Source organism: Amycolatopsis sp. CA-161197 (assembly GCF_050942255.1).
Classification (GTDB): Bacteria; Actinomycetota; Actinomycetes; order Mycobacteriales; family Pseudonocardiaceae; genus Amycolatopsis.
This window is the reverse complement of the sequence record NZ_CP192059.1, coordinates 8,329,066-8,352,765: the sequence shown is the minus strand read 5'-3', so window position 1 is coordinate 8,352,765 and position 23,700 is coordinate 8,329,066. Positions and strand designations below refer to the sequence as shown.

Here is a 23,700-nt window from a genome sequence, read left to right as displayed (position 1 = left end):
CATGACGGAGGCGACAGGGAGCAAGCGGGCGCAAGCGACCCGCGCGGCGCTGCTCGAGGCGGCCGGTGAGGTCTTCACCGCGTCGGGGTACGACCAGGCGAGCATGGCCGCGATCGCCGAACGGGCCGGCGCCAGCATCGGCAGCCTGTACCACCACTTCGTCGCGAAGTCCGATCTGTACATCACGCTCTACAACGAGTACAACCGCCGCCAGCAGCACCGGTCCGCCAAGGCGTTCCGCACGGCGCTGGCGCAGGGCGAGGAGGACGCGCTCCGGCTCTACATCTCCGGAGCGCGCGCCTACCTCGAAGGGTGCTGGCAGGAGCGCAAGCTCGCCCGGCTGTTCCTCTCGGGGAACGGCCCGGCGGGCTTCGGCCTGCTCACGCGCGAGCGGTTCCGGGAGTGGCTCACGGCCAACGCCACGCTGGTCAACGGCCACACCCGGCCGCTTTCGGACATGCTCGTGCTCTCGCTCACGGCGATGTCGACCGAGGCGGGCCGTGAGGTCGCGGCCGCTCCGTCGAAGGCGAAGGCGGGGCAGATGATCGAAGAGGTCCTCGAACTGATGGGCCGGCTCTACCCCACTTCGTGACGCACGTCACCCCTCTTGGTTCGCCAGTCTCTCCAGCAGCGGAAAGCTCGGCGTCCGGGTCGGATCGGCACGCTCGCGTCCGGTTCGTCCGGGTGGCGCTCGCACCCGGAGACCAGTTTCATTCCCTATGAATGTTTCTCTTCGAAAATGTTCCGGGGGCTGGACATGTGCGGGATCACGGGATGGGTCGACTACGGCCGCGACCTGACGGCCGAGCGGGAGACGGTGGCGGCCATGACCGCCACCATGGCCTGCCGCGGGCCGGATGCGAGCGGGACGTGGTTCGACCGCCACGCGGCGTTCGGGCACCGGCGCCTGGCCATCATCGACCTCGAGCTGGGCACGCAGCCGATGACGGCCGAGGCCGACGGCACGGTCGCGCTGACCTACAGCGGTGAGGTCTACAACTTCGCCGAGCTGCGCGCAGAGCTGCAGACGCGCGGGCACCGCTTCACCACCAACAGCGACACCGAGGTGGTCCTGCGCGGCTACCTGGAATGGGGTACCGGCCTGGCCGAACGCCTCAACGGCATGTACGCGTTCGGGATCTGGGACCCGCGCGAGGAGCGCCTGGTCCTGATCCGCGACCGGATGGGCATCAAGCCGCTGTACTACTCGCCGCACGGCGACGGGCTGCTGTTCGGCTCCGAGCCCAAGGCGATCCTCGCGCACCCGGAGATCCGGCCCGTCGTGGAGACCGACGGCCTGCGGGAGCTCCTGTCGTTCACCAAGAACCCCGGCCAGGCCGTGTGGGCGGGCATGCGGGAGGTCGAGCCCGGCACCGTCGTGACGCTGGACCGCACCGGCCTGAAGGTGCGCCGCTACTGGCAGCTCCAGCCGGCCGAGCACACCGACGACATCGGCGTGACCGTGCAGCACGTGCGCGAGCTGCTCGACGACATCGTGCGCCGCCAGCTCGTGGCCGACGTCCCGCGCTGCGTGCTGCTCTCGGGCGGCCTCGACTCCAGTGTCATCACCGCGCTGGCCGCCCGGCAGCTCGCCGACCAGGACGAGCGGGTGCGCAGCTTCGCGGTGGATTTCGTGGGGCAGGAAGACAACTTCGTGCCGGACGCGCTGCGGGCCACGCCGGACGCGCCGTATGTGCGTGACGTCCACGAGCACGTGGGCTCGATGCACCAGGACATCGTGCTCGACTCGGCGGAGCTCGCCGACCCGGCCGTGCGCCGCGCGGTGGTGCGGGCTCGCGACCTGCCGACAGGCCTCGGCGACATGGACGGCTCGCTGTACCTGCTGTTCCGCGCGATCCGCGAGCGCTCCACCGTCGCGTTGTCCGGCGAGTCGGCCGACGAGGTCTTCGGTGGTTACGCGTGGTTCCACGACCCGAAGGTGCAGCAGGCCGACACCTTCCCGTGGCTCGCGCGGCGGCTGCAGTCGGGCGAACGCGGGGTGAGCCAGATCTTCGCCGACGGCGTGCGGTCCTCTTTGGACCTCGCCACGCACCTGCGGGACTCGTACTCGGCGGCGGTCGCGGAGGCCGGCACCCGGCCCGGCGAGACCGAGCACGAGCGTCGCATGCGCGTGATCGGCTACCTGCACCTGACGCGGTTCGTGCGCATCCTGCTCGACCGCAAGGACCGCCTGAGCATGGCCACCGGCCTCGAGGTGCGCGTGCCGTTCTGCGACCACCGGCTCGTGGAGTACGTCTACAACACGCCCTGGACGACGAAGACGTTCGACGGCCGCGAGAAGAGCCTGCTGCGCGCGGCGGCCCGCGACGTGCTGCCCACGTCGGTGGCCGAGCGGGTGAAGAGCCCGTACCCGTCGACGCAGGACCCGAAGTACCTCGAAGCCCTGCGCGACCAGGTCGGCGACCTGCTGGCCGCGCCGGCGCACCCCGTGTTCGACCTGTTCGACCGCGGCCTGCTGACGAGGCTGCTTGCCCGGGAGGACACCGTGCCCTTCCTCCGGCCACTCGTGGAGCGTGTGCTGAACTTCGCGACCTGGTTCGATCTGTACTCACCGGAGCTGCGCATCCGGTGAGGTGACCACGAGGGTGAGGAGCGGGCCATGGCGGGCGAGTCGCCGGACGTCGACGCCGACGAGGCGTTCCAGTTCGTGCTGTCGCTGTATCGGCTGCTGCGCGAGCTGCATCGGGCGGCGCCGCCCGACAACCTGCCGCGTACTCAGCTGCTGGTGCTCGCCAAGCTGGCCCGCTCCGGGCCCCTGCGCATCGGCGCGCTCGCCGACGAGGTCGGCTGCTCCCAGCCCACGGCCACGAAGGTCGTGCACGCCATGGAGGAGGCCGGCTTCGTCGCGCGCGCGGCCGACGCCGGCGACAAGCGCGTGAGCTACGTGCACCTCACCCCGCAGGGCCGCCGCCGCCTCGGCGCGGTGGTGCGCGACGAGGCGAGGGTGCTCGTGGAGCGGTTCGGCGACCTCGAACAGGACGAGGTCGAGCTGCTGCTCAAGGCGGGCGCGGTGCTGCGCCGGATGACCGACGGCGCGGAAACTGACATTCGACAAATTCCTCGCGACCCACAATAGTTGTGTGAGACACAGCGGGTCTCGAGGAGGAGACGGTCGAATGTTCGCTGAACCCGACGTCGAACGCGAAGACCGGCCGGACGGGAGCGTCGTCTTCCGCTCCCGCGACCCGCTGGGTGCCTACCCGCGCAGCGTGGCCACGATGCTGCGGGACTGGACGCGCGAGGACCCCGACCACCCGCTGGTGGCCGAACGCGACGGCGACGGCTGGGCGACGCTGACGTACGGCGAGGTCCGCCGTCGCGCCGACGCGCTCGGGCAGGCGCTGCTCGACCGTGGCCTGGGTCCGGACCGGCCGGTGCTGATCCTGTCGGGCAACTCCGTCGCCCACCTCGTGCTCACGCTCGGCGCGCTGACCGCGGGCGTGCCGGTGGCGCCGATCAGCGTCGCGTACTCGCTGCTCAGCGGCGACCACGCGCGGATCCGCGAGATCGCGAAGGTGCTGACGCCGGGCCTGGTGTTCGCCGAGGCCGGTGGTCCGTTCGCGAAGGCGCTCGCCGCGGTCGAGGGGCCGGAAGTAGTCCTGGCGCGCGAGGTCGACGCCGTGCCGGGGGCGGAATCCCTCGACGATCTGCTGGCCACTTCGCCGGGCCCGGAACTCGAAGCCGCGTACGCCGCCACGGGACCGGACACGCTGGCGAAGGTGCTCTTCACGTCCGGCTCCACCGGTTCGCCGAAGGGCGTGCTCAACACGCACCGGATGCTGTGCGCGAACCAGCAGTCGATCCGGCAGGCGTGGCCGTTCCTGGTGGAGGAGCGGCCCGTGCTCGTCGACTGGTTGCCGTGGAGCCACACCTTCGGCGGCAACCACAACGTGGATCTGGTGCTGCACAACGGAGGCACGCTCTACGTGGACGACGGCAAACCGGCGCCGCAGCTGTTCGGCCGGAGCCTGGAGAACCTGCGTTCGGCGCGGCCGACGCTGTACTTCAACGTGCCCGCGGGTTACGCGCAGCTCGTGCCCGTGCTGGAACAGGACCCGGACTTCGCGCGTGCGTTCTTCTCGCGCCTGCGGTTGCTGTTCAACGCGGCGGCCGCGCTGCCGGCGGCGTTGCGCACGCGCCTGGCGGACGCGGCCAGGGCGGCCGGCGTCGACGTGCCGCTGATGAGCTCGTGGGGCGCGACCGAGACCGCGCCCGCCTGACGAGCGCCCACTTCCCGTTCGACGACGCGCGGTGCATCGGCGTGCCGCTGCCGGGCCTCGAGGTCAAGCTCGCGGCCGTGGGCGAGGCGCGGGAGATCCGCGTGCGCGGTGCCTCCGTGACGCCCGGCTACCTGCACCGGCCCGACCTCACGGAGGCGGCGTTCGACGAGGAAGGTTTCTACCGCACGGGCGACGCCGCCGTGCCGGTCTCGGCCGACCCGAACGCGGGGCTGCTGTTCGGCGGCCGCATCGCGGAGGACTTCAAGCTCGACACGGGCACGTTCGTCCGCGTCGGCGCGCTGCGCACGGCGCTGCTCTCGGCCGTGCCGCTGCTGTCCGACGCGGTGATCGCGGGGGAGAACCGCTCGTACGTCAGCGCGCTGGCCTGGCTCAACCAGGCCGAAGCGCGGGCGTTGTTCGCGGGTTCGCTCGACGCCTCGGACGGCTGCGTGGTGCACGCCGAGCTGCGCGCGCACGTCGGGAAGCTGCTGGCCGCGATGAACGCGGCGGCCGGCTCGGCCGGTCGCGTCGAGCGGCTCGTGGTGCTGGCCGAGCCACCGGACCTCGACGCGGGCGAGATCACGGACAAGGGCTACCTCAACCAGCGCCGCGTGCTGGCCCGGCGCGTGGCGCTCGTCGAGCGCCTTTACGCTGGTGAACCGGACGCCGCGGTGATCGTCGCGGGATGATCGGTTGAGGACCCTCGAGACGTCGGCTCCTGGGCGATCTCGCACGCCACGCCGGAGGCAGGGCAGACAATATGGTGATGTGTCAACAAATTGGGTAGACTCACTCCATGACGGACGCACGCTGGCTCGACGAGCGCGAGTTGCACGTCTGGAAGCTGTACCACCTGCTCCAGCGGTCCCTCAACGGTGCCATCGACCGGCAGCTCGTGCGCGACGCGGGGCTCTCGGGCCCGGACTACACGCTGATGGTGCCGCTTTCCGAGGCGCCCGGCGACGTGCTGCGCATGCGTGACCTCGGGATGCAGATCCGGTGGGACCGCAGCCGGCTGTCGCACCACGTGAGCCGGATGGAGAAACGCGGCCTCGTCACGCGCGAGGACTGCTCGGACGACGCGCGCGGCGCCATGGTGCGCCTCACGCCGGCCGGGCGTGAAGCCATCGAAGCTGCCGCCCCCGAGCACGTGGAGACCGTGCGCCGGTACTTCTTCGAGCAGGTCAAACCCGACGAGCTCGAGGTGCTGGAACGCGTCTTCGACCGCATGGTCTCGCGCCTCAACGCGGACGACGAAGACGGCCCCTGTACGCGGTAAAGTCGGCTTCGTGGCCAAAACGCGCGAGAAGCTCAGCCGCGACACGATCGTCGACGGCGCCCTCGCCCTGGCCGATCGCGAAGGCCTCGACGCGCTGACGATCCGCCGCCTCGCGCAGGACCACGGCGTCACGCCGATGGCGCTGTACTGGCACTTCAAGGACAAGCACGAGCTCGTGGCGGGCCTGGCCGAACGCCTGCTCGCGGACGTCTCGCTGCCGGAGTCCGATGGGCCTTGGGACGCGCGGCTGCGGGCCGCGCTCGTGGCGGTGCTGGCCACGGTGCGCCCCCACCCCGCCGTCGCCGCCCTCGTCCCGCCCCGCATCCTCGAGTCCGACGCCGGCCTCACCGTGGCCGACCACGTGCTCGGTCTGCTGCGCGAAGCCGGCTTCACGGCCGAAGAAGCCGCCGAGCTCGGCGGTTACCTGCTGTCGGCCAGTGTCACCCTCGTGACGGCCGAGCCCGGCGCCACCGACGTCCACCCCGCGTCCACCCGGGACGAGGCCGTGGAGCGCAAGCGGGTCGCGCTGGCCGCGTTGTCGCCCGAGCGCTTCCCGAACGTCTCGGCCGCCGCCGACGCGCTGGCCGCGTGCGGCGACGAGGATTCGTACTTCGCCCGTGGCGTAGACCTGCTGGTTTCGGGCGTTCGCGGCCTGCGCTGACCGTTCCGCAGACCCCGCTGACGGGTGCGCACCACCACCGTCAGCGCACCGTGCGGGCGTGGTCAGCGCCGCGCCGCAGTCTTGCGTCATCGAAAGCCGAACCCCGAGAAGGGACTCCAGCGATGACCAAGACCGTGCTCGTTTCCGGTGCCAGCGTGGCAGGGCCGTCGGCCGCTTTCTGGCTGCACCACCACGGCTACTCCGTGACCGTCGTCGAGGCGGCGCCGGCGTTGCGGCCCGGCGGCCAGGCCGTGGACTTCCGCGGTGAGCAGATGAAGCTGATCGACGCCATGGGGCTCACCGACGAGCTACGCAAGTACGAGACCGCGATGGGCGACCAGTTGCTGCTGAACGCCGAGGGCAAGCCGATCGTGACCGTGCCCAGTTCGTTCGCCAGTGGCGAGCTCGAGATCCTGCGCGGCGACCTCGCGCGCATTCTCTACGACCGCACCCGGGACTACACCGAGTACGTGTTCGGCGACCGCGTCACTTCGCTGACCGAGACCGCCGACGGCGTCGAGGTGACCTTCCGCCACGGCGCGCCCCGGCGGTTCGACCTGGTGGTCGGCGCCGACGGCGTGCACTCGGGCGTGCGCACGGCCGCCTTCGGCGCGGAGGCGCGCTTTCGCAAGGACCTCGGTTACCACGTCGCCGCGTTCAGCGCGCCCAACCACCTCGGGCTCGACCACAGCGGCCTGATCTTCAACGAGCCGGGCCGCGGCGCGATGGTCTACAGCGGCCGCGACGGCGACACCGTGACCGTCATCCTGTACTTCCGCGGCGACCCGCGGGGTTACGGCCGCCCGGATCCCGAGCGGCAGAAGGAGATCGTGGCCGACGTCTTCGCCGGCGCGGGCTGGCAGATGCAGCGCCTGCTGAGCGCGCTCGACGACGCGCCGGACCTGTACTTCGACACCATCGGCCAGATCAGCCTGGACACGTGGTCGAAGGGCCGCGTGGTGCTGCTCGGCGACGCCGCGTGGTGCGCGGGCCCCGGCGGCTCCGGCACGGGCCTGGCCATGATGGGCGCGCAGATCCTCGCCGGTGAGCTGGCGGCCGCGGACGGCGACCACGTGGCGGCGTTCGAGAAGTACGAGCAGCGCCTGCGCAAGCCGGCGCACCTCGGTCACAAGAACGGTGCCGGCTCCGGCGGGTTCCTTGTGCCGGAGAACGAGAAGAAGCTGCGCAGCCGCAACCGGATGTACCGCATGCTGACCGGCCCCGTGTTCAGCAAGGTGTTCGACTACATGAGCACCCGGGCGGCGAACGCGGTGCAGTACCGCGAATACACCGGCAAGGTCGCGGGTTGAGAGGTTGCCTTGACGCGCACGTCAAGGTCTACCTTCGAACGCATGCGGATCGGCGAGCTCGCCCGGCGGGCGGGGACGACACCACGGGCGCTGCGCTTCTACGAGGCGCAGGGGCTGCTGCCGGCGGGGCGGGCGGCGAACGGGTACCGGGAGTACGACGAGGAGGACCTGCGGCTGGTCAGCGAGATCCAGACGCTGCGCACGGTCGGGTTCACCCTCGAGGACACCCGCCCGTTCGTCGACTGCCTGCGCACCGGCCACGAGTCCGGCGACTCCTGCCCGGCTTCGGTCGAGGTGTACCGGCGCAAGCTCGAGGAGGTCGAGAAGTGCCTGGCCGACCTCGGTGCCGTGCGGACCGCGTTGATGGACAAGCTCGCCGAGGCCTCGGCCCGGCGTGACCCCTGTGTTGCGGAGGAGACCCGATGACCACCGATGAGACCTTCGCTGCCGACGTCCTCGAGCACGACAAGCCGGTGCTCGTGGACTTCGGGGCCGAGTGGTGCCCGCCGTGCCGGATGATCGCGCCGGTGCTGGCCGAGATTGCGGCCGGGCGGGCGGATTCCCTGACGGTGCAGGAGATCGACACCGACCTGAATCCCGAGACGGCGCGGAAGTACCAGGTGATGTCCCTGCCGACGTTGATCCTCTTCCGCGGCGGTGAGCCGGTGCACAATTGTCGGCGCCCGTTCGAAGGCCCGGCTGCTCGCCGAACTCGACAACGTTTTGGGAACCACGCCTGTCACGCTGTGAAAACCAGGCCGGCCCGGTAGAAAATGGTGGTGGACCACACCGGGGAGGCAACCGTGAACACCCTCGTGCGCTCGTTCCTCTTCCTCCGCCGCGCGATCGGCGTGCTCGGCCTCGCGCTGCCGTTCGTCGTGATCCTCGGCAAGGAGCTGCTGCAAGGCGGCGGCCTGCAGGGCTCGCTGAGCGGCTACTACTACACCGACCTGCGCAACGTCTTCGTCGGCACGATGTGCGCCATCGGCGTTTTCCTCGTCTCCTACCGGGGTTACGGCCGGATCGACGACATCGCCGGCAACGTCGCGGCGGTCGCGGCCATCGGCGTCGCGCTCTTCCCGACCAGCCCGGCTTCGCCCACCGGCGCCGAGCGCGCGATCGGCGTCGCGCACCTCGTGTTCGCCGCGATCTTCTTCCTGACGCTGGCGTTCTTCTGCTTCTTCCTGTTCACCAAGTCCGACGATCCGTCGCCCACCTCACGCAAAGCCGTGCGCAACGTCGTCTACCGCGTGTGCGGCGGCGTGATGCTGGCGGCGCTCGCGCTGATCGTGGTCGACGGGCTCTTCTTCGATGCGGCCACGGCTTCGCTGCACCCGACGGTGTGGCTGGAATCCCTCGCGGTGATCGCGTTCGGCGTCTCGTGGCTGGTGAAGGGCGAGGCGCTGCTGGCCGACCTGCCGCACGACCGCGGCGAACTGGTCCAGGCCTGAGCCTCGGTCCACTTCGGACGGAAGTGGTTCAGTTCAGCCGGCCGTAGGCGGCCGAAACCTGCGTGAGCCACTCGACTTCCGCGGCGAAGGTCTTGGCGTCGTGGTCGTCGAAGCTGCCGTTGTCCTGGCTGTGTGCCGGGGTGACGCCGGAGTTCTTGGCCCGCAGCGCGTGCTTGATCTTCGTGGCCTCGACGAGTGCCTGGTTCGCCGCTTCGGCCGGGGAAGGCTCGGCGCGGTCCATGTACGGGCGCAGCGCCCGCCACCCGTCGCGGATCTCGATCACCCGGCGGTGCAGGCGGTAGTGCAGGTCGGACCACTGGCGGTCGGCACCGGACGGCGGCTCCAGCGCGATGCCCGGCGAGGACTCGTAGAGCGAGTGCCACAGCGGGTAGAGCGCGCGGTAGGAGCTGTAGTTCCGGCCCCACGCAAGGAGGTTCGACACGTGCCCGCCCCACGACGGCATGGTCAGCCCCAGCGACACGATCACGATGCCGAGCGCGCTGAACAGCGAAGCGGCGATCGCCCACGGCCCGACCGACAGGCCGAACATCGGGCTCACGATGTTCACCGTGCGCGCGGCGCAGTAGAGGAACAGCACCACCGCACCGAATGCGAGCATCCGCAAAGCGCGGCGCAGCCACGGTTTCGTGGTGCTTCGCGCGTACGGGATGCACTGGCGGTAGATCGTCACGCACGGCACGGCCTGCGAAACGATGAACAGCAACAGGTAGACCAGGATGACCGGGTTGCTGCTGCCGGTGCCGAACGCCGACGCCGGCGTGCCGGGGCGGTTGCCGATGAAGAACAGCACCGTGAGGACCACGCACAGCACGACGCCGGCGATGATCCACGCCCGGATCGCGCGCCGCACCTCCGAGAGCGGGTTCGCCCACTGCATCAGCAGGATCTGCGCACTGATGCAGTAGGCGACCGCCGAGAGGTGCAGCACGAGGATGGCCAGGTTCTGCACGCCGAAGAACGTGACGACGCTGAGCGACACCGCCCCCATCGTGAACGTGAGGCACTGCAGCACCAGCGTCACCATCATCGTGACGTACCCGATGTCACCCCAGCCGCGCCGGATCGAAGCGAGCTTGTAGAGGAACGCAGCGTACGACGACACCGCGGACGACGCGAAGAGCACGATCTTCAGCGCGTTCACACCAGACCACCCCAGTTGCGGAACTCGAGACTCAGGCGTTCACGGCCTCGCGTCGGCTGCCTTCGAGCGGCACGGCCAGGCCGACGGCTTCCGCCGCCACGGCCACCGCGTAGTCGAAGAAGGCCGACTGGTCGGCGACGCTGTCGTGCGTACGACTGAACACCTGGAACACCAGCAGGCCGATCAGGTTGCTCCACAGCACGATCCCGCGTTCGAGCAGATCGCCGTACGGAGCCTCGGGCGGCCCGCCGAAGAGCGCGACGGCCTCGGCGGTCACGAGCGTCGGACCGGGCAGCGGCCGGCTCGGCGGCGTGAGGGATCCGGCCGCCAGCGCGGAACGCAGCACCGCGGCGAGCGCGGCGGGCGTGCGCGAAGCCGGGCCCACCGTGGTCTCCGGCGCCGCGTAGCCGGGCACGGGCGAGCCGTAGAGCAAGGCGAACTCGGCCGGGTTGGCGAGCGACCATTCGCGCAATGCGCGGGTGACGGCCAGCAGGCGCGCGCCCGGGTCCGTTTCCCGTTCGCCGGGATCGGCCTGTTCCATGGCCTCGCCGGAGGCGTTGTAAGCGTCGATGATCAATGCGGTCAGGAGATCGTCACGATCTCCGAAAAACGGTTGCACCTCGGCCACGGTCACGCCACTTCCGACGGCCACCGTCTGCAGCGTCAGACCGGTCGCTCCGGTCTCGGCGAGCTGACGGCGAGCCGTGTCCTTGACGAGCCGGGGGAGATCTTCAGAAGACATAGGCATCCTTGTCGGAACTGTCCATGATCGGCGACCCTACACCAACGCCCGTCGGCCGCCTAGAGTCCGAAAAGCGGCTCCGGCCACAGGGAAGACTCGAGTGAAGAGCACTGAGAAGTCCCCGTGAATCGGATTAATCGCGAGCCTTTTCGGAGGGAAGTTCGAGGTGACGTCGCAAGGCAACCGAGAGGTTTACGGACAACTGTCCGAAGAAGTTCGCGGTGAACCCGAAGTTACGGATACCTGAAAAGCCAATCCCGCTCACCGGGCTGACTATGGTGTGGCGCATGAGTCTTCACGTGGTGATCGGGTTCGGCCCGGCGGGGGCGGCGACGGCGAGGCTGCTCGCCGAACGGGGCGAGCGGGTGAAGGTGATCGGCAGGTCGCCGCGGCCCGAGGAGCCGGGGCTCGAGCACGTGGTGCTCGACGCCACCGACCGCGCCGCGTTGACCGCCGCAGCCGAGGGTGCTGACGCGATCTACCAGTGCGCGAGCCCGCCCTACCACCGGTGGACGCGCGACTGGCCGCCGCTGGCCGACGCCACCGCCGCGGCGGCCGAGGCGACCGGCGCCGTGCTGGTGGCGCTGGGAAACCTGTACGGCTACGGCCCTGTCGACGGGCCGATCACCGAGGATCTGCCGCTCGAGGCGACGGGACCCAAAGGTCGCGTGCGCGTGCAACTGTGGGAGCAGCTGCACGATCTGCACGAGCAGGGCCGGATTCGCGCCGCCGAGGTGCGGGCGTCGGACTTCTTCGGGCCGGGCGTGACCGACGGCGGGCACCTGGGTGCGCGCGTGGTGCCGGCGGTGCTGAAGGGACGCAAGGTCCAGGTGATGGGCGACCCGGACGCGCCGCACAGCTGGACCTACCTGCCGGACGTCGCGCGCACGCTGGTGCGCGTCGCCGCGGAGGAGAAGGCGTGGGGCCGCGCGTGGCACGTGCCGACGCTGCCGGCGCGTTCGTCGCGCGTGATGGTCGGCGTGCTGTGCGAAGCGGCGAACGTGCCGCCGGTCGGCGTACAACGGCTTCCGGCGCCGTTGCTGCGGATGGCCGCCGCGTTTTCGCCCTTGCTGCGGGAACTGCAGGAGGTGCGCTACCAGTTCGACCGTCCGTTCGTGGTGGATTCCCGTGCCTTCACGGAATTCTCGGGCGAAGAAGCCACCCCGCTCGGCGAGCAGGCGGCGGCGACGGTGCGCTGGTGGCGTGATCGGTCGGCTACCGAGGGTTGACCTGCGGTCGGGGATTTTCGCACGAATTCCTGGACGCCCTTGAAAATCCGATCGCCACGGGGCAATCTCTCACCTACTGGGTGGGCGATCGGCGCGAGGAAGTTCTGTCATGGCGTCTTGGGGATCTGCTGCGCAAAAAATCGGAAATCGACCGGACATCGCTATTGTCGGCATCGGGTGCCGTTTTCCCGGTGCCCGGAACGTGAACGAGTACTGGGATCTGCTCAGCGAGCCGAAACCTCAGTTCAGGACCGTCCCGGATTCGAGGTGGCGGCGGGACTCGTTCTACAACGACGATTTCCGGGACACCTCGGCCGCGTACTCCGACAAGATGGCGCTGCTCGACGACGTCGGCCACTTCGACGCCGGGCACTACGGCATCCCGCCGCGCCGCGCGAAGTCGCTCGACCCGCAGCACCGGCTGCTGGTCGACCTCACGCGCGAAGCGCTGCAGGACGCCGGCTGGGAGGCCGGCGGCTTCGAGCGCGAAGACACGTCGGTGATCATGTCGCTGTCCGAGAGCGGCTACCGCGAGATGAGCACGCTTCACATCCGCCTGCGCCAGCTCGCGGGCGGCGAGTTCGGCCGGTCGGCGGGCGCCGAGCTGGCCGAGGCGGGCTCGGCCGTCGGCGGCCTGCACGCCACGGCCATGGCCGGGCTGCTGCTCAACATGGGCCCGAGCTCGATCAGCTCGGTGTTCGACCTGCACGGTGAGAGCTACGCGCTCGACGCCGCCTGCTCCGGCGGCCTCACGGCGGTGGCCAACGCGGTGTTCGCGCTGCGCGCCGGCCGCTGCCGCATCGCCGTGGCCGGTGGCGCGCAGCTGGTGCTCACACCGGACCTGCTGGTGGGGTTGTCCCGTATCGGCGCGGTTTCCCGCAGCGGCGAGTGCCGGCCGCTCGACGGCCGGGCCGACGGGTTCGTGCTGGGTGAAGGCGCCGGCGTGCTCGTGCTGCGCCCGCTGGCCGACGCGCAGGCCGCCGGCGACCGGATCTACGCGGTGATCCGCGGCGTCGGGTTGTCCAACGACGGCACGGTCAAGGGCGGCATGATGCCGCAGGAGTCGGGCCAGCTGCTGGCGCTGCGCCGTGCGTACCGCGACGCCGACGTGGACCCCGGCTCGGTCGGTTACCTGGAAGCACACGGCACGGCGACGTCGGTGGGCGACGACGTGGAGATCAACGCGCTGGGCGAGCTGCGCCGCGACGCGACCGCTCCCGCGTACCTCGGCGCGGCGAAGTCCGTGGTGGGGCATTCGCTGGGGACCGCGGGGATCGCCGGGCTGATCAAGTCGGTGCTGTCTGTCCACAAGGGACAGATCCTGCCGCAGCCGGACTTCGAACCGGCCGCGCACCTGGCGCTCGACGAGGCCCGACTGCGGGTGGCCGGCGAGGTGACGCCCTGGACCGCGGACGGTCCGCGGCGCGCCGGGGTGAGCGCGTTCGGTTTCGGTGGGACGAACGTGCACGTGGTGCTGGAGGAATCCCCTGTGGTGCCAACGGTTTCCGCCGGCGGTTCGCAGTTGCTGCTGCTGACCGCTCGGGACCGGGCCGGCCTGGCCCGGCACGCACGCGAGGTCGCGGAGGTGCTTTCGCGCGAGCCGTTGCCGCTGGCCGCGGTGGCGTCCACTTTGGCGCGTCGCACGTTGTTCGCCGAACGGCTCGCGGTGGCGGCCGACGACCTCCCCGACGCGGTGTCGAAGCTGGTGGCGGCCTCCGTCGCGCTGGAGTCGGGGACGACGGGGGAGCTGGCACCGGCGACGTACGCCGGGGTTGTGGCGCCGGGCGCCGAGGTGCCCGCACCGGACCTGCCGTTGGTGGAGCTGGCCGCGCTGGCGGTGACCGGCGCCGGGCTGCGGCCCGTGATCGGCGGGACGCCGCCGTGCACGCTGCCGCCGAGCCCGCTCAGCCCGCGCAACCACTGGGTCGTCGACGAGGCGAAGCGGCTGAAGGCTCGCTCGTTGCCGCCGCTCAGTGGTTCGGCGGCGGCGGAACCCGTTGAGCCACCGGCGGTTCCGTCCTCGCGGGACGTGCTGGCCGTGGTGCTGGAGGAGGTCGCGCGCACGAGTGCGTTCCCGGTCGGCGACCTGTGTGCCGGGCACGCGCTGATCGACGATCTCGGGTTCGACTCCCTGATGCTGACGGAGCTGGAAGCCAACCTCCGTAAGCGCTTCCCCGGGCAGCGCTTCGAAATCGAGCAGGAGCGCGGGGTCACGGCCGGTGCGGTGGCGGGCCTCATCACGCCCGCCGTGGCGGTGCCCGTGCCACTGGCCTCGGAGACCGTCGCGTTCGACCCGGCCACCGCGTCGATCGACGACTTCCCCGAGGCCGCGGCGATCGACGCGCGGCTGCGGGAGTTCTCGGACCTCGGCGTGCCGAACCCGTACTTCCGCAAGCACCAGGGTCTGCTGACCAGCACCACCACCGTCGGCGGCCGGCAGTACCTGTCGTTCTCCAGCTACAACTACCTGGGCCTCTCCGGCCACCCCGCGGTGACGGCCGCGGTGCACGACGCCGTGGACCGCTACGGCACCTCGGTGTCCGGCAGCCGCCTCCTCGCGGGCGACCGCGATCTCACGCGTCAGCTGGAGACGGAGCTCGCGACGTTCCTGGGCACGGACGACTGCCTGGCGCTGGTGAGCGGCCACGCGACGAACGTGAGCGCCATCGGCCACCTCGTCGGCCCCGGCGACCTCATCGTCCACGACTCACTCGCGCACGACAGCATCCTGCAGGGCTGCGCGCTTTCCGGTGCGACGCGCCGCCCATTCCCGCACAACGACGTCGCGCAGCTCGAAGACATCCTGCGCCGCACCCGCGCGCGGTTCCGCCGCGTGCTGATCGTGGTCGAGGGCGCGTACAGCATGGACGGCGACCTCGCCGACCTGCCGGGCCTGATCGAGGTCAAGAAGCGCTACGGCGCCCTGCTGATGGTCGACGAGGCCCACAGCATCGGCACGGTCGGCGCCGGCGGCGCGGGCGTCGGCGAACACTTCGCCGTCGACCGGTCCGACGTCGACCTCTGGATGGGCACGCTGTCGAAGTCCCTCGCCGGCTGCGGCGGCTACCTGGCCGGCTCGTCGCGCACGGTCCGATGGCTGCGGTATTCCTTGCCGGGCTTCGTCTACAGCGTCGGCCTCACGCCCGCCAGCGCCGCCGCGTCACTGGCCGCCCTGCGCGTCCTGCGCGCCGACCCCTCGCGGCTGGCCCGCCTCCGCTCGAACTCGGGGCTGTTCCTGCGCCTGGCCCAGGCGGCCGGCCTGCCCACCGGCTCGGCCTCCGCGACCCCCATCGTCCCCTGCGTCATCGGCGACTCCACCACGACGCTCCGCCTGGCCACCACCCTCTACGACCGCGGCATCATCGTCGACCCCATCCTCCACCCGGCCGTCGACGAATCCCAGACCCGCCTGCGCTTCTTCCTCACCAGCGACCACGAAGCGGGCCAGCTGGAGTACACGGTTTCGACGGTCGCGCGCGAGCTCACGCGGTTGCGGACGGAACGGGCCGGCTAGGGCAGTATCCGGTTCGTCACAGCCGATCCAAGAGGGTTTTCACGATGGTGGCGTAGGCCTCCGGGTGCGCGAAATCGGGCGGCGGCCCCGCCGTCACCATCGCGGTCCGCATCTGACCGTGGCTGATCCTGGTGACCACCAGGAAGGTGTTCTTGTACTGGTCCGCCTTTTCGGTGCAGTAGAACGCGTTGTCGCTGAGGTACTTCGGCTTTTCCGCGCAGGACTCGGCCGAGATCTTGAGCGAGGCCTTCACCGACGTCTCGCCTGGCGAGGCGAAGACGAGCAAGTCGCCGGACTTCGTCTGGTGGCTGCTGGTGAAGATGTAGTCGCACGTGTACCAGGTGATGCCGTTGCTCTTGTCCGGCGCTTCTTCACTCGTGACCAACTCTTGGCTCACGAGGAACGCCCGCTTGTACTCGTCGATGTCCATGAACGGACACGCCGCACTCAGCTTCGCCGGCGACGCCGCCGGCACGAACGTCGACGCCGTCGACGGTGGCGCGCTGGTCTTCGTCGTCGCCTTCGTCGTGGCCGGCACGCTCACCGGGCTCGGCGTGGCAACGGGTTCCTTCGCCGCGGTGGCCGAACACCCCGCGGCAGCCGCCACCACAAAGGCGACGGCGATGAGTCTTCTGGGCAAAAGCATGCCCCGAATCCTGCCCGACCTTCGCGGAAATCCCGGCCGCAGAGATCCACCCGTGATGATCCGGTGGGTGTGGCCTGTATCGCTCGGATCAGGTCCGCGGAGAGGGCATTGGACCTAGAGCAGCATCCGCTCGATCCGGTCGATCGGCTTCTCCTCCGCAGCCGGCACCTTCGCCGGAGGAGCGGGAGCCGGGACCACGCCCATGCGTTCGGACAGCAGGTAGGCGATGATCTCCGCCTCCTGCTCCTGGGCGTCGTCGTAGGTGGCGCGCATCAGCATGTCGCGGACGATGTCCGGGTCGAGGTTGGGGAAGAGGGAGCGGGCGCTCTCGTCGTCGAGCAGGCCCGAGCCGCGGTGGCAGCAGATGATGTGACCGAGCTCGTGCAAGATGATGTGCTCCTGGTGGGCGCCGGTGGTGTTGGCGTCGAAGAAGATGAGGTCTTCTTGTTGCGCCGCGACCCACATGCCGCACGGGTGGGAGGCCGGCATGGGCATCGGCACGAGGGTGATCGGCCGTTCGCGGATGGTGCCCAGCCGTTCGCACAGGGTCGGGAGGTCGCAGCCCTCCGGCAGGTCCAGCTCGGCGATCCGCCGGGCGCCCTCTTCGCGCATCCGCTTGAGCTGGTCGCGACGCTCCTCCGCCATGCTCAGCCCGCCGCTTCGTCGCTCACCGGTGGCAGGCCCTGCATCTGGCGGTACTGGTCCATGATCGTGGTGATCGCCTGCAGGTTCTCCTCACGCATGCCCGCCGCGCGCATCGCGACCGCGCGCACGCCCGCCTGCCGCATCGCCTCGATGGCGGCCAGCTCGCTCAGCACGTCGCCCGCCACCTTCTCGTCGAAGAAGTACGCGACGGACACCCCGAAGAACTTCGCCAGTGCCGCCAGCAGCTCCTGCGACGGGTTGGTGCGCTTGCCCGACCGCAGCTGCGACAGGTACACCGAACCGACCTTCAGCTCCGGCGACTCGCGCTTCAGCTCGGTGGCCACCTCGGCGTTCGTCCAGTGCTTGCCCTGCGGGCGCACCGTGCGGAACAGATCGTCGAGCCTGGAGGCCAACGTCGGCCGAGTGTCATCACTCGAGTCACTGGACATGTCCGCCCCCTCCGGTCAGCGACTGATTGCTCTCAGCTAGGTCGACTATCCCAGATTAGCTGACAGTTGACAATCAGGGCTCCCCTACACAAGACTGTGCGCAGGGCGAATTAGCTGATAGTTAACTCGCCAACACGGGCTTAGCGGTAGGCGTTGCACTGCCGCGGGGCGGCGCTGGGGGTGTCGCTCCGCCGGTCCGCCGGCCGGGGCCCGGAGGCAGCCGGTTTCAGCGAACTGCCTCCGGGCCGGCGAGCTGCGCCCATTCGTCGGCCCAGCGCACCGCGCGCCGGTGGTCGAGCACGCGCCGGGCGATCCAGAACACGCCGGCCAGCAGGCCGATCGCGCAGAGCCACGTGAAGGTGCCCACGAGCACGCCGTTGGTCACCGCGTCGGCGTGGGTGAGCGGGGCGGTCGTCTGCTTGCCGTTGTCGTCCAGCCAGATCGTGGCCTGTGAACCGGGGTTGCCGGCGCCCGCGGGCACCGTCACGACACCGGTCTGGGGCGAGCCGTTCGCCAGCCGCCAGCTGGCGGTCACGCGAGAGCTGTGGGCGATCGGGGCGCTGTCGCCCATCGACGCCGGCTTCGGCGCGGGCGCGAGCACGGTCGCGGTCACCTGATGGCGCGCGCGCAGCTGCGCGTCCGACGCCGCGGTCTCGTGGGAGACATCGGCTTTGCCGAGCATCACCACGAGCGGGAGCGCCAAGATCGCGATCAGCGCGGCCAGGCCGGCGAGGAGACCCTCGATCCGGTCGGAGCGCCGCACGAGCGGATTGCGCGCGAACCCCAGTCGTCGCAGGAAACGGGTGAAGAGAAGAGGTGGTCTGCCAGCCCGGGCCTTGTTCCGCATGAGCTCCATGGTCCTCTTACACGCCCGCGCGCGCTGTGTCCAGCACAACGTTTTCTTTGATTTTCATGGGAAAACAGTGTGTTCCTCAGCACGCTCAAGGTGGTCACCCCACTTGTGGGTGAACGCCGTCACTTCACGTCGCGATCGACTTGCCCGATGCTCGCCGCGCGTTGAATGCGAAGCGTCGAAACCGGTGTCAGTCCACGAGTCGGACGGTCGCCGTGGTGCTGTACGACTTTCGTCGCGTGATGCCGTGCTCGGCCACGATGCTCAGCTGGATCGACCGGTCCGCCGGGGCCCAGTAACCGGTGCGCACGAAGTACCCGTCCATCGTGCAGAGGCGGTTGGCGGTCTTGCGCGAGCTGATCGGCTCCCAGCCCCAGTGCCGTCCGCTTGCTTCCACTCCGTTGCGCCGGACGTACAGGCGCGGGTTGCCGACCTCGCGGCAGTACTCGGCGCCTTCGGCGATGTAGAGCACGCCGTCGACCTTGTAGAAGCGGTTGCCGTCGAGCAGGCTCACCTGACCCGACAGCGTCACGTTCACGCGGCCGCCGTCGTTTCCCTCCATCTCCCAGTCGACGCAGAATTCCTTCGCCGGAGCTTCGATCGACTGGGTCATGACCGCGTCCCCTTCGTGCGCTGTTTGGAGAAGATTCGATTAGAAGATAGGGAAGAATCATGAGGTCGGAAGGTTTTGGGAACGGTTTTCACCCGATAAGGCTCACGGCCTGACAGATTGTGTTCCACGCATGAATTGGCGGCATTTTTCAGTGCACCGGGTGATGGCGGACACGGGAAGTGAAATCGCATTACCCGGAACCGGTCATGTCCCACCGTTCGGCTGGGCGGTGTGGGTCTCGGTCGAGGCTCGCCGTGTCGGGAGCGTGAGCACTCACTATGACGGCTGTCATAGTGAGTCGATCAGGGAAACCGTGCTACCCATGGGTCATGACAGCTGTCATAACGACCGTCGAGCCGGCGACCGCCGGTGCCGTCGAGAGCCTCGTGCGAGCGTGCTCGCCGGAGAGCCTCGCGTGGCGCTTCACGCTGCCCGGGCGCCCGGCGCCGGACTGGATCCTGGTGCGCTACCGCGTGTTCCTGCTCGCCGGTGCCGCGCTCGTCGCGAAGGTCGGCGACGTCGCGGTCGGCTTGGTCAACCTCGTGCCGGAGGGCGAGTGCCGGGCCGAGCTCGGGGTGCTCGTGGCCGACGCCTGGCACCGCCGCGGGATCGCGAGCGCGCTCGTGCGCGAATTGGCCGACGACCCGCGCTGGGCCGGCTGGACGCTGCACGCCACCGTCCAGGCCGGCAACGCGCCGGCGGAGGGCCTGCTGCGCGCCCACGGCTTCCGCCCGGTCCCGACGTTCGAGCGGGGCGAGAAGGAGTTCGAACGGGTCGTGCCGACTAGCATGACCAGCGTCATGAAGGAGGTCGTCGATGGCGGAGTCGGAGAGGCCGGCGCGGGACCGGATGGTGTTCAGCGCCGCGCAGCTGCTGCGGACGCAGGGCGTCGGCGGTACGGGCCTGCGGGACGTGGTGGCTCACGCGAACGCGCCGCGGGGGTCGCTGCAGCACTACTTCCCCGGGGGTAAGGAGCAGCTCGTCGCCGAAGCGGTCGCCTGGGCCGGCCGCTACGCCGCGCGCCGCGTCCGCCGCAACGCCGAATCGCTGGAAGACGCGACACCGGGCAACCTCTTCGCCGCGATGGTCGAGCCGTGGCGCGCCGAATTCGCCGATCAGGGATTCGGGAACGGCTGCCCGATCGTCGCCACGGTCGCCGATTCCGCCGCGCTGAGCGAAAAGCTGCGGGAGAGCGCGGCCGGCGCATTCGCCGAATGGCGTAAACCGCTCGTCGAAGCACTGGAGCAGATGGGCGTATCTCCCACTCGCGCCGCTTCACTGGCCGTGCTGATGATCAGCTCGCTCGAAGGCGCGATCGTGCTCGCGCGCGCCGAACACGACGTCGCCCCGCTCGACTCGGTCGTCGAGGAGCTGCGGCCCCTGCTGGACGGCGCCGTGGACAAGCGCCGCCGCAAGCTCGCCTAGCGGCGGCCGAGCTTCGCGCGCAGGTTGGCGACCGTCGCGGGGTCGTGCAGCAGCTTCGCGAAGTGCTGCGACTCCACGTCCATCCGCCCGCGCACGCTGGTGTCCTCGGTGTCGCGCAGCAGCTCCCGGGTGAGCGCCAGCGAGGAAGCCGGCTGTGCGGCCAACGCGGCTGTCCGGTCGGCGACTCGGGCCTCCAGCGCCGCCGCGTCGGGCAGCACCTCGTTCACGAGCCCCAGCCGGTGCGCCTCGGCGGCCGGCACGCGGTCGCCGAAGAGCAGCAGCTCGGCGGCGCGCTGCGGGCCGAGCGGACGCGGCAGCACGAAGCTGCTGCCGTACTCCGGCACGAGCCCCAACGACGTGAACGGGAACTGCAGGTAGCTGGGCTCGGTCGCGTACACGAGGTCGCAGTGCAGCAGCAGCGTCGCGCCGATGCCGACGGCCGGGCCGTCGACGGCCGCGACCACCACCGCGCGCGTGGCAGCAGGGCTTCCTGGAACCGCCGCACGGGTGTGTCGTCTCCGGCACCGGAGTCGTGCGCCAGGAAGTCGCCCAGGTCGTTGCCCGCGGTGAACGTGCCACCGGCGCCGCCGAGGACGACGATCGGCGTGGCCGCGGTCTCCAGCGCTTCGGCCAGGGCCGAGTACATGGCCGTGGTCAGCGCGTTCCGCTTGTCCGGACGGTTGATCGTCACGCTGGTGACGGCTTCGCCGGCCACGACGTCGATGGTCATGCTCCGAGAGTTCCACAACGGAACTCAGCCGGTCAACGCCGTCTCAGCGAGGCTGCGTGTCCGCGAACTGTCAGGAATGTCCAAAGTGGACACCTTCCGCGCCTTGCGGCGGCCGGCAACCCTTCACCGACCCGGCCGCCCTCCACGACATCCGCGCGGTCTACGTGCGCGGCACGGCGGTCAGAGCTCCGCCACCGCGCTGACCAGGCGGTCGACCTCGGCCGCCGTCGTGTACGGCGCGATGCCCGCGCGGACGGCGCCCGTGTCGCCGAGGCCGAGGTGGCGGGAACACTCGATGGCGTAGAAGCTCGCGGCCGGCGCGTTGACGTTGTGGCTCGCCAGGTGTTCGTACACGGCCTTGGGTTCGTGGCCCGTCACGGAGAACAGGACGGTCGGCGTGCGTTCGCGGCCGGGGGAGCCGTAGCGGACGACCTGGGGCAGCGCGGCGAGCCCGTCGTCGAGGCGCTGCAGCATCTCCTGCTCGTGCACTTCGAGCGCGGCCAGCGACGCGGCGAGCCGCTCGCGCCGCGTGCCCTCGGCCGGGACCAGGTTCGCGACGAAGTCGATGGCCGCGGTGGTGCCCGCGAGCAGCTCGTAGGGGAGCGTGCCGAGCTCGAAGCGCTCCGGCACGGCATCGCTGGACGGCACGAGCTTGTCCGGCCGCAGCGTCTCCAGCAGCTCGGGCGCGGCCGCGAGCAGGCCGAGGTGCGGGCCGAGGAACTTGTACGCGGAGCAGGCGTAGAAGTCGGCTCCGAGTGCTGCGATGTCCACGGTGGCGTGCGGCGTGAGGTGCACCCCGTCGACGTAGCTGAGCGCCCCGGCTTCGCGCGCCTTCGCCGTGATCGCCGCGACGTCCGGCCGCGTGCCCAGCAGGTTGGACGCCGCCGTCACGGCCACCAGCCGCGTCTTGTCCGTCAGCAGCGACGTGACCGCCTCGACCGGCAGCTCACCCGTCGCCGGGTCGAAGTCGGCCCACCGCACGGTGACCCCGCGCGTGGCCGCCGCCTGCACCCACGGCCGGATGTTGGCGTCGTGGTCGAGCCGCGTGACCACGACCTCGTCCCCGGCTTCCCACGTCTTCGCCAGCGTGCGTGAGAAGTCGTACGTCACCTGGGTCATGCTGCGTCCGAAGACCACGCCTTCGGCCTTCGCGCCCAGCAGGTCGGCCACTGCCTGGCGTGCTTCCCGCACGATCCCGTCGGCGCGCCGCTCGGCCGGCGTCACGGTGCCCCGGTTGGCGATCGCGGAGCAGAGGACTCCTGCCACGGCTTCCCCCACCACGTCCGGCACCTGTGAGCCCCCGGGCCCGTCGAAGTGCGCGGCGCCTTCGGAGAGGGCGGGGAAGTGCTTGCGGATCGCGTTCACGTCATAGGCCACGGAGCCCAGCATGCCGGAAGCGATCAGGCGGGTGCGAGATCGGCCGGGGATCTCGGCCGGAGCCCTGGTCGGAACGGCTTGGTCGACAGCTGAGACGACCGGTCATATAATTGGTGGATGCCACGTCCCAGCGTTCGTGAGGTGATCGTCGACACCGCGGTCACCGAGTTCCACCGCTACGGCTTCGCCGCGTGTTCCGTCGACACCATCACCCGGGCGGCCGGCGTGCCCAAGGGGTCGTTCTACAACCACTTCAAGAGCAAGGAAGACCTCGGCGCCGAAGTCGTCGCGCGCTACGCCGAGAGCTCCGGCTGGCGTGACGGCCACGGCGACCTCGGGCCGCTCGACACGTTGCGCGCGCGGTTCACCGTGATGCGCGACGTGCTCGTGGACAACGAGTTCACCCGCGGCTGCCTCATCGGCAACATGGGGTCCGAGCGCGCCGACCACAGTCCCGTCATCCGCAAGCAGGTCGGGGAGAGCCTCACGCACTGGTCGGACAGCATCACCGACTCCATCCGCCAGGCGCAGGCCGCCGGCGAGGTCAAGGGCGACAAGGACCCGGAGCTGCTCGGGCGGTTCGTGCTCGACGCTTGGGAGGGTGCGATCATCCGTACCAAGGTGGCCAAGAGCGTCGCCCCGCTGGACGACTTCTTCGACGTGGTGTTCGGCTCCCTGCTGTAGGAAGGTGCCCCCAGCGTGCTCGCCGACCTGGTGGACGAACTGCTCGCCCAGCCGCTCCCGTGGCCCATCGTCCAGGCCGGTGACCCGGTCCTGCGCACGGCCGCGGCGCCGTATGAAGGCGAGCTGAGCGAAGCCGCGCTCGCCGGGCTGATCGAGGGCATGAAGGAGACGATGCACGCGGCGCCCGGTGTCGGGCTGGCCGCGCCGCAGATCGGGCTCCCGCTGCAGCTCGCCGTGATCGAGGACTACGAGCGGCCGAACACGCCGCCGGAGGTGCTGGCGGCGCGGGGGATCGGGCCGTTGCCGTTCCGCGTACTGGTGAACCCGCGGTACACGGCGCTGGGCTCCGAGCGGGTCGCGTTCTTCGAGGGGTGCCTGAGCGTGAACGGATGGCAAGCCGTGGTCGCGCGGCCGTTGCGCGTCCGGCTCGAGGCGCAGGACGAGACGGGCGCGGCCGTCGACGAGGAGTTCGCGGGCTGGCCGGCGCGCATCGTCCAGCACGAGACCGACCACCTCGGCGGAGTGCTCTACCTCGACCGCGCGGAGCTGCGTTCGCTGTCGACGCACCAGGCCGTGGCGCAGCGGTGGGCGCAGCCGACGCCGGTCGACGCCGCGAAGGAACTGGGCTTCGACCTGCCCTGAAAAACCTGGGTGCCTGATTCGGGGTCGGCGCTTGACAGTAACTAAGA

25 protein-coding genes and 2 pseudogenes are annotated in these 23,700 nt (G+C 70.3%); 17 read left to right on the top strand and 10 right to left on the bottom strand.

All coding sequences use genetic code 11. The features are described 5' to 3' along the window. Position 1: 1 nt before the first annotated feature. From ACQPXB_RS39375 to ACQPXB_RS39325, 11 genes and pseudogenes are all read left to right on the top strand, one after another. Complete coding sequence (locus tag ACQPXB_RS39375; protein ID WP_360594985.1) at positions 2-592, top strand: TetR/AcrR family transcriptional regulator; 591 nt, start codon at positions 2-4, stop codon at positions 590-592. A gap of 165 nt (positions 593-757) precedes the next feature. Then, positions 758-2,593, top strand: coding sequence for an asparagine synthase (glutamine-hydrolyzing) (asnB, locus tag ACQPXB_RS39370; protein WP_432856963.1), 1,836 nt, complete (start codon positions 758-760; stop codon positions 2,591-2,593). Positions 2,594-2,620: 27 nt separating this feature from the next. After that, positions 2,621-3,097: a MarR family winged helix-turn-helix transcriptional regulator gene (locus ACQPXB_RS39365; RefSeq protein ID WP_366583081.1), complete on the top strand. Its 477-nt coding sequence runs from the start codon at positions 2,621-2,623 to the stop codon at positions 3,095-3,097. A gap of 40 nt (positions 3,098-3,137) precedes the next feature. Continuing rightward, positions 3,138-4,241 carry an AMP-binding protein gene (locus tag ACQPXB_RS39360; RefSeq protein ID WP_432846803.1) on the top strand — a complete coding sequence of 368 codons (1,104 nt, stop codon included), beginning with the start codon at positions 3,138-3,140 and terminating at the stop codon, positions 4,239-4,241. Next, positions 4,211-4,930 (top strand): hypothetical protein, encoded by a 720-nt coding sequence (locus ACQPXB_RS39355; RefSeq protein ID WP_432846802.1) that lies wholly within the window; start codon positions 4,211-4,213, stop codon positions 4,928-4,930. The genes ACQPXB_RS39360 and ACQPXB_RS39355 overlap by 31 nt, the downstream gene beginning before the upstream one ends. 107 nt (positions 4,931-5,037) lie before the next feature. Continuing rightward, positions 5,038-5,520 (top strand): MarR family winged helix-turn-helix transcriptional regulator, encoded by a 483-nt coding sequence (locus tag ACQPXB_RS39350; protein WP_364181414.1) that lies wholly within the window; start codon positions 5,038-5,040, stop codon positions 5,518-5,520. A gap of 10 nt (positions 5,521-5,530) precedes the next feature. Further along, complete coding sequence (locus ACQPXB_RS39345; RefSeq protein WP_432846800.1) at positions 5,531-6,181, top strand: TetR/AcrR family transcriptional regulator C-terminal domain-containing protein; 651 nt, start codon at positions 5,531-5,533, stop codon at positions 6,179-6,181. Between the two features lie 122 nt (positions 6,182-6,303). Next, positions 6,304-7,491, top strand: a complete 1,188-nt coding sequence (locus tag ACQPXB_RS39340; protein ID WP_432846798.1) for an FAD-dependent monooxygenase — start codon at positions 6,304-6,306, stop codon at positions 7,489-7,491. A 42-nt stretch (positions 7,492-7,533) separates the two neighbouring features. After that, positions 7,534-7,917, top strand: coding sequence for a MerR family transcriptional regulator (locus tag ACQPXB_RS39335; protein ID WP_432846796.1), 384 nt, complete (start codon positions 7,534-7,536; stop codon positions 7,915-7,917). Next, positions 7,914-8,241: pseudogene (gene trxA / locus ACQPXB_RS39330) on the top strand (thioredoxin). Before ACQPXB_RS39335 ends, trxA begins: the two are co-directional and overlap by 4 nt. Before the next feature lie 53 nt (positions 8,242-8,294). Continuing rightward, the gene (locus ACQPXB_RS39325) at positions 8,295-8,942 is read left to right on the top strand and encodes a DUF998 domain-containing protein (RefSeq protein ID WP_432846794.1); all 648 of its coding nucleotides are present in this window, start codon (positions 8,295-8,297) and stop codon (positions 8,940-8,942) included. A gap of 28 nt (positions 8,943-8,970) precedes the next feature. Here the strand turns inward: ACQPXB_RS39325 and ACQPXB_RS39320 are convergent, their stop codons facing one another. Together ACQPXB_RS39320 and ACQPXB_RS39315 are read right to left on the bottom strand one after the other, a co-directional pair. Continuing rightward, positions 8,971-10,104 (bottom strand): MAB_1171c family putative transporter, encoded by a 1,134-nt coding sequence (locus tag ACQPXB_RS39320; protein ID WP_432846792.1) that lies wholly within the window; start codon positions 10,102-10,104, stop codon positions 8,971-8,973. A 31-nt stretch (positions 10,105-10,135) separates the two neighbouring features. Next, positions 10,136-10,846, bottom strand: coding sequence for a TetR/AcrR family transcriptional regulator (locus ACQPXB_RS39315; protein WP_432846790.1), 711 nt, complete (start codon positions 10,844-10,846; stop codon positions 10,136-10,138). Positions 10,847-11,133: 287 nt separating this feature from the next. Between ACQPXB_RS39315 and ACQPXB_RS39310 the strand changes: the two genes are divergently transcribed. Then, the gene (locus tag ACQPXB_RS39310; RefSeq protein ID WP_366583090.1) at positions 11,134-12,075 is read left to right on the top strand and encodes an NAD-dependent epimerase/dehydratase family protein; all 942 of its coding nucleotides are present in this window, start codon (positions 11,134-11,136) and stop codon (positions 12,073-12,075) included. Between the two features lie 202 nt (positions 12,076-12,277). Continuing rightward, positions 12,278-15,589: an aminotransferase class I/II-fold pyridoxal phosphate-dependent enzyme gene (locus ACQPXB_RS39305; RefSeq protein WP_432846788.1), complete on the top strand. Its 3,312-nt coding sequence runs from the start codon at positions 12,278-12,280 to the stop codon at positions 15,587-15,589. Between the two features lie 16 nt (positions 15,590-15,605). On the opposite strand, the gene ACQPXB_RS39300 is transcribed toward ACQPXB_RS39305, so the two are convergent. The 5 genes from ACQPXB_RS39300 to ACQPXB_RS39280 form a co-directional block, all read right to left on the bottom strand. Beyond that, positions 15,606-16,235 (bottom strand): hypothetical protein, encoded by a 630-nt coding sequence (locus tag ACQPXB_RS39300; protein WP_432846786.1) that lies wholly within the window; start codon positions 16,233-16,235, stop codon positions 15,606-15,608. Positions 16,236-16,349: 114 nt separating this feature from the next. After that, a complete protein-coding gene (locus ACQPXB_RS39295) occupies positions 16,350-16,880 on the bottom strand; it encodes a toxin (protein WP_366583098.1) in 531 nt (176 codons plus the stop codon). Positions 16,881-16,882: 2 nt separating this feature from the next. Beyond that, positions 16,883-17,329 (bottom strand): helix-turn-helix domain-containing protein, encoded by a 447-nt coding sequence (locus tag ACQPXB_RS39290; RefSeq protein WP_366583099.1) that lies wholly within the window; start codon positions 17,327-17,329, stop codon positions 16,883-16,885. A 226-nt stretch (positions 17,330-17,555) separates the two neighbouring features. Continuing rightward, complete coding sequence (locus tag ACQPXB_RS39285) at positions 17,556-18,176, bottom strand: Rv1733c family protein (protein WP_432846783.1); 621 nt, start codon at positions 18,174-18,176, stop codon at positions 17,556-17,558. A 196-nt stretch (positions 18,177-18,372) separates the two neighbouring features. Continuing rightward, positions 18,373-18,795 (bottom strand): hypothetical protein, encoded by a 423-nt coding sequence (locus tag ACQPXB_RS39280; protein ID WP_366583101.1) that lies wholly within the window; start codon positions 18,793-18,795, stop codon positions 18,373-18,375. Between the two features lie 329 nt (positions 18,796-19,124). Between ACQPXB_RS39280 and ACQPXB_RS39275 the strand changes: the two genes are divergently transcribed. Both ACQPXB_RS39275 and ACQPXB_RS39270 read left to right on the top strand, forming a co-directional pair. After that, a complete protein-coding gene (locus ACQPXB_RS39275; RefSeq protein ID WP_432846781.1) occupies positions 19,125-19,766 on the top strand; it encodes an N-acetyltransferase family protein in 642 nt (213 codons plus the stop codon). Then, entirely contained in the window at positions 19,708-20,220 is a 513-nt protein-coding gene (locus ACQPXB_RS39270; RefSeq protein WP_432846779.1) for an LmrA/YxaF family transcription factor, read from the top strand. The genes ACQPXB_RS39275 and ACQPXB_RS39270 overlap by 59 nt, the downstream gene beginning before the upstream one ends. On the opposite strand, the gene ACQPXB_RS39265 is transcribed toward ACQPXB_RS39270, so the two are convergent. From ACQPXB_RS39265 to ACQPXB_RS39255, 3 genes and pseudogenes are all read right to left on the bottom strand, one after another. Next, positions 20,217-20,687 (bottom strand): enoyl-CoA hydratase-related protein, encoded by a 471-nt coding sequence (locus tag ACQPXB_RS39265; protein ID WP_432846777.1) that lies wholly within the window; start codon positions 20,685-20,687, stop codon positions 20,217-20,219. The two genes, ACQPXB_RS39270 and ACQPXB_RS39265, sit on opposite strands and share 4 nt — an antisense overlap. Positions 20,688-20,791: 104 nt before the next feature. Then, a pseudogene (locus tag ACQPXB_RS39260) lies at positions 20,792-20,866 on the bottom strand (hypothetical protein); the annotation flags it as partial. Positions 20,867-21,130: 264 nt separating this feature from the next. Beyond that, on the bottom strand, positions 21,131-22,327 hold the full coding sequence (locus ACQPXB_RS39255; protein ID WP_432846776.1) for a cysteine desulfurase-like protein: 1,197 nt from the start codon (positions 22,325-22,327) through the stop codon (positions 21,131-21,133). Between the two features lie 117 nt (positions 22,328-22,444). On the opposite strand from ACQPXB_RS39255, the gene ACQPXB_RS39250 reads away from it, so the two are divergent. Next, a complete protein-coding gene (locus ACQPXB_RS39250; protein WP_364061162.1) occupies positions 22,445-23,011 on the top strand; it encodes a TetR/AcrR family transcriptional regulator in 567 nt (188 codons plus the stop codon). A gap of 15 nt (positions 23,012-23,026) precedes the next feature. Beyond that, on the top strand, positions 23,027-23,653 hold the full coding sequence (locus ACQPXB_RS39245) for a peptide deformylase (RefSeq protein ID WP_432846774.1): 627 nt from the start codon (positions 23,027-23,029) through the stop codon (positions 23,651-23,653). Positions 23,654-23,700 lie beyond the last annotated feature (47 nt).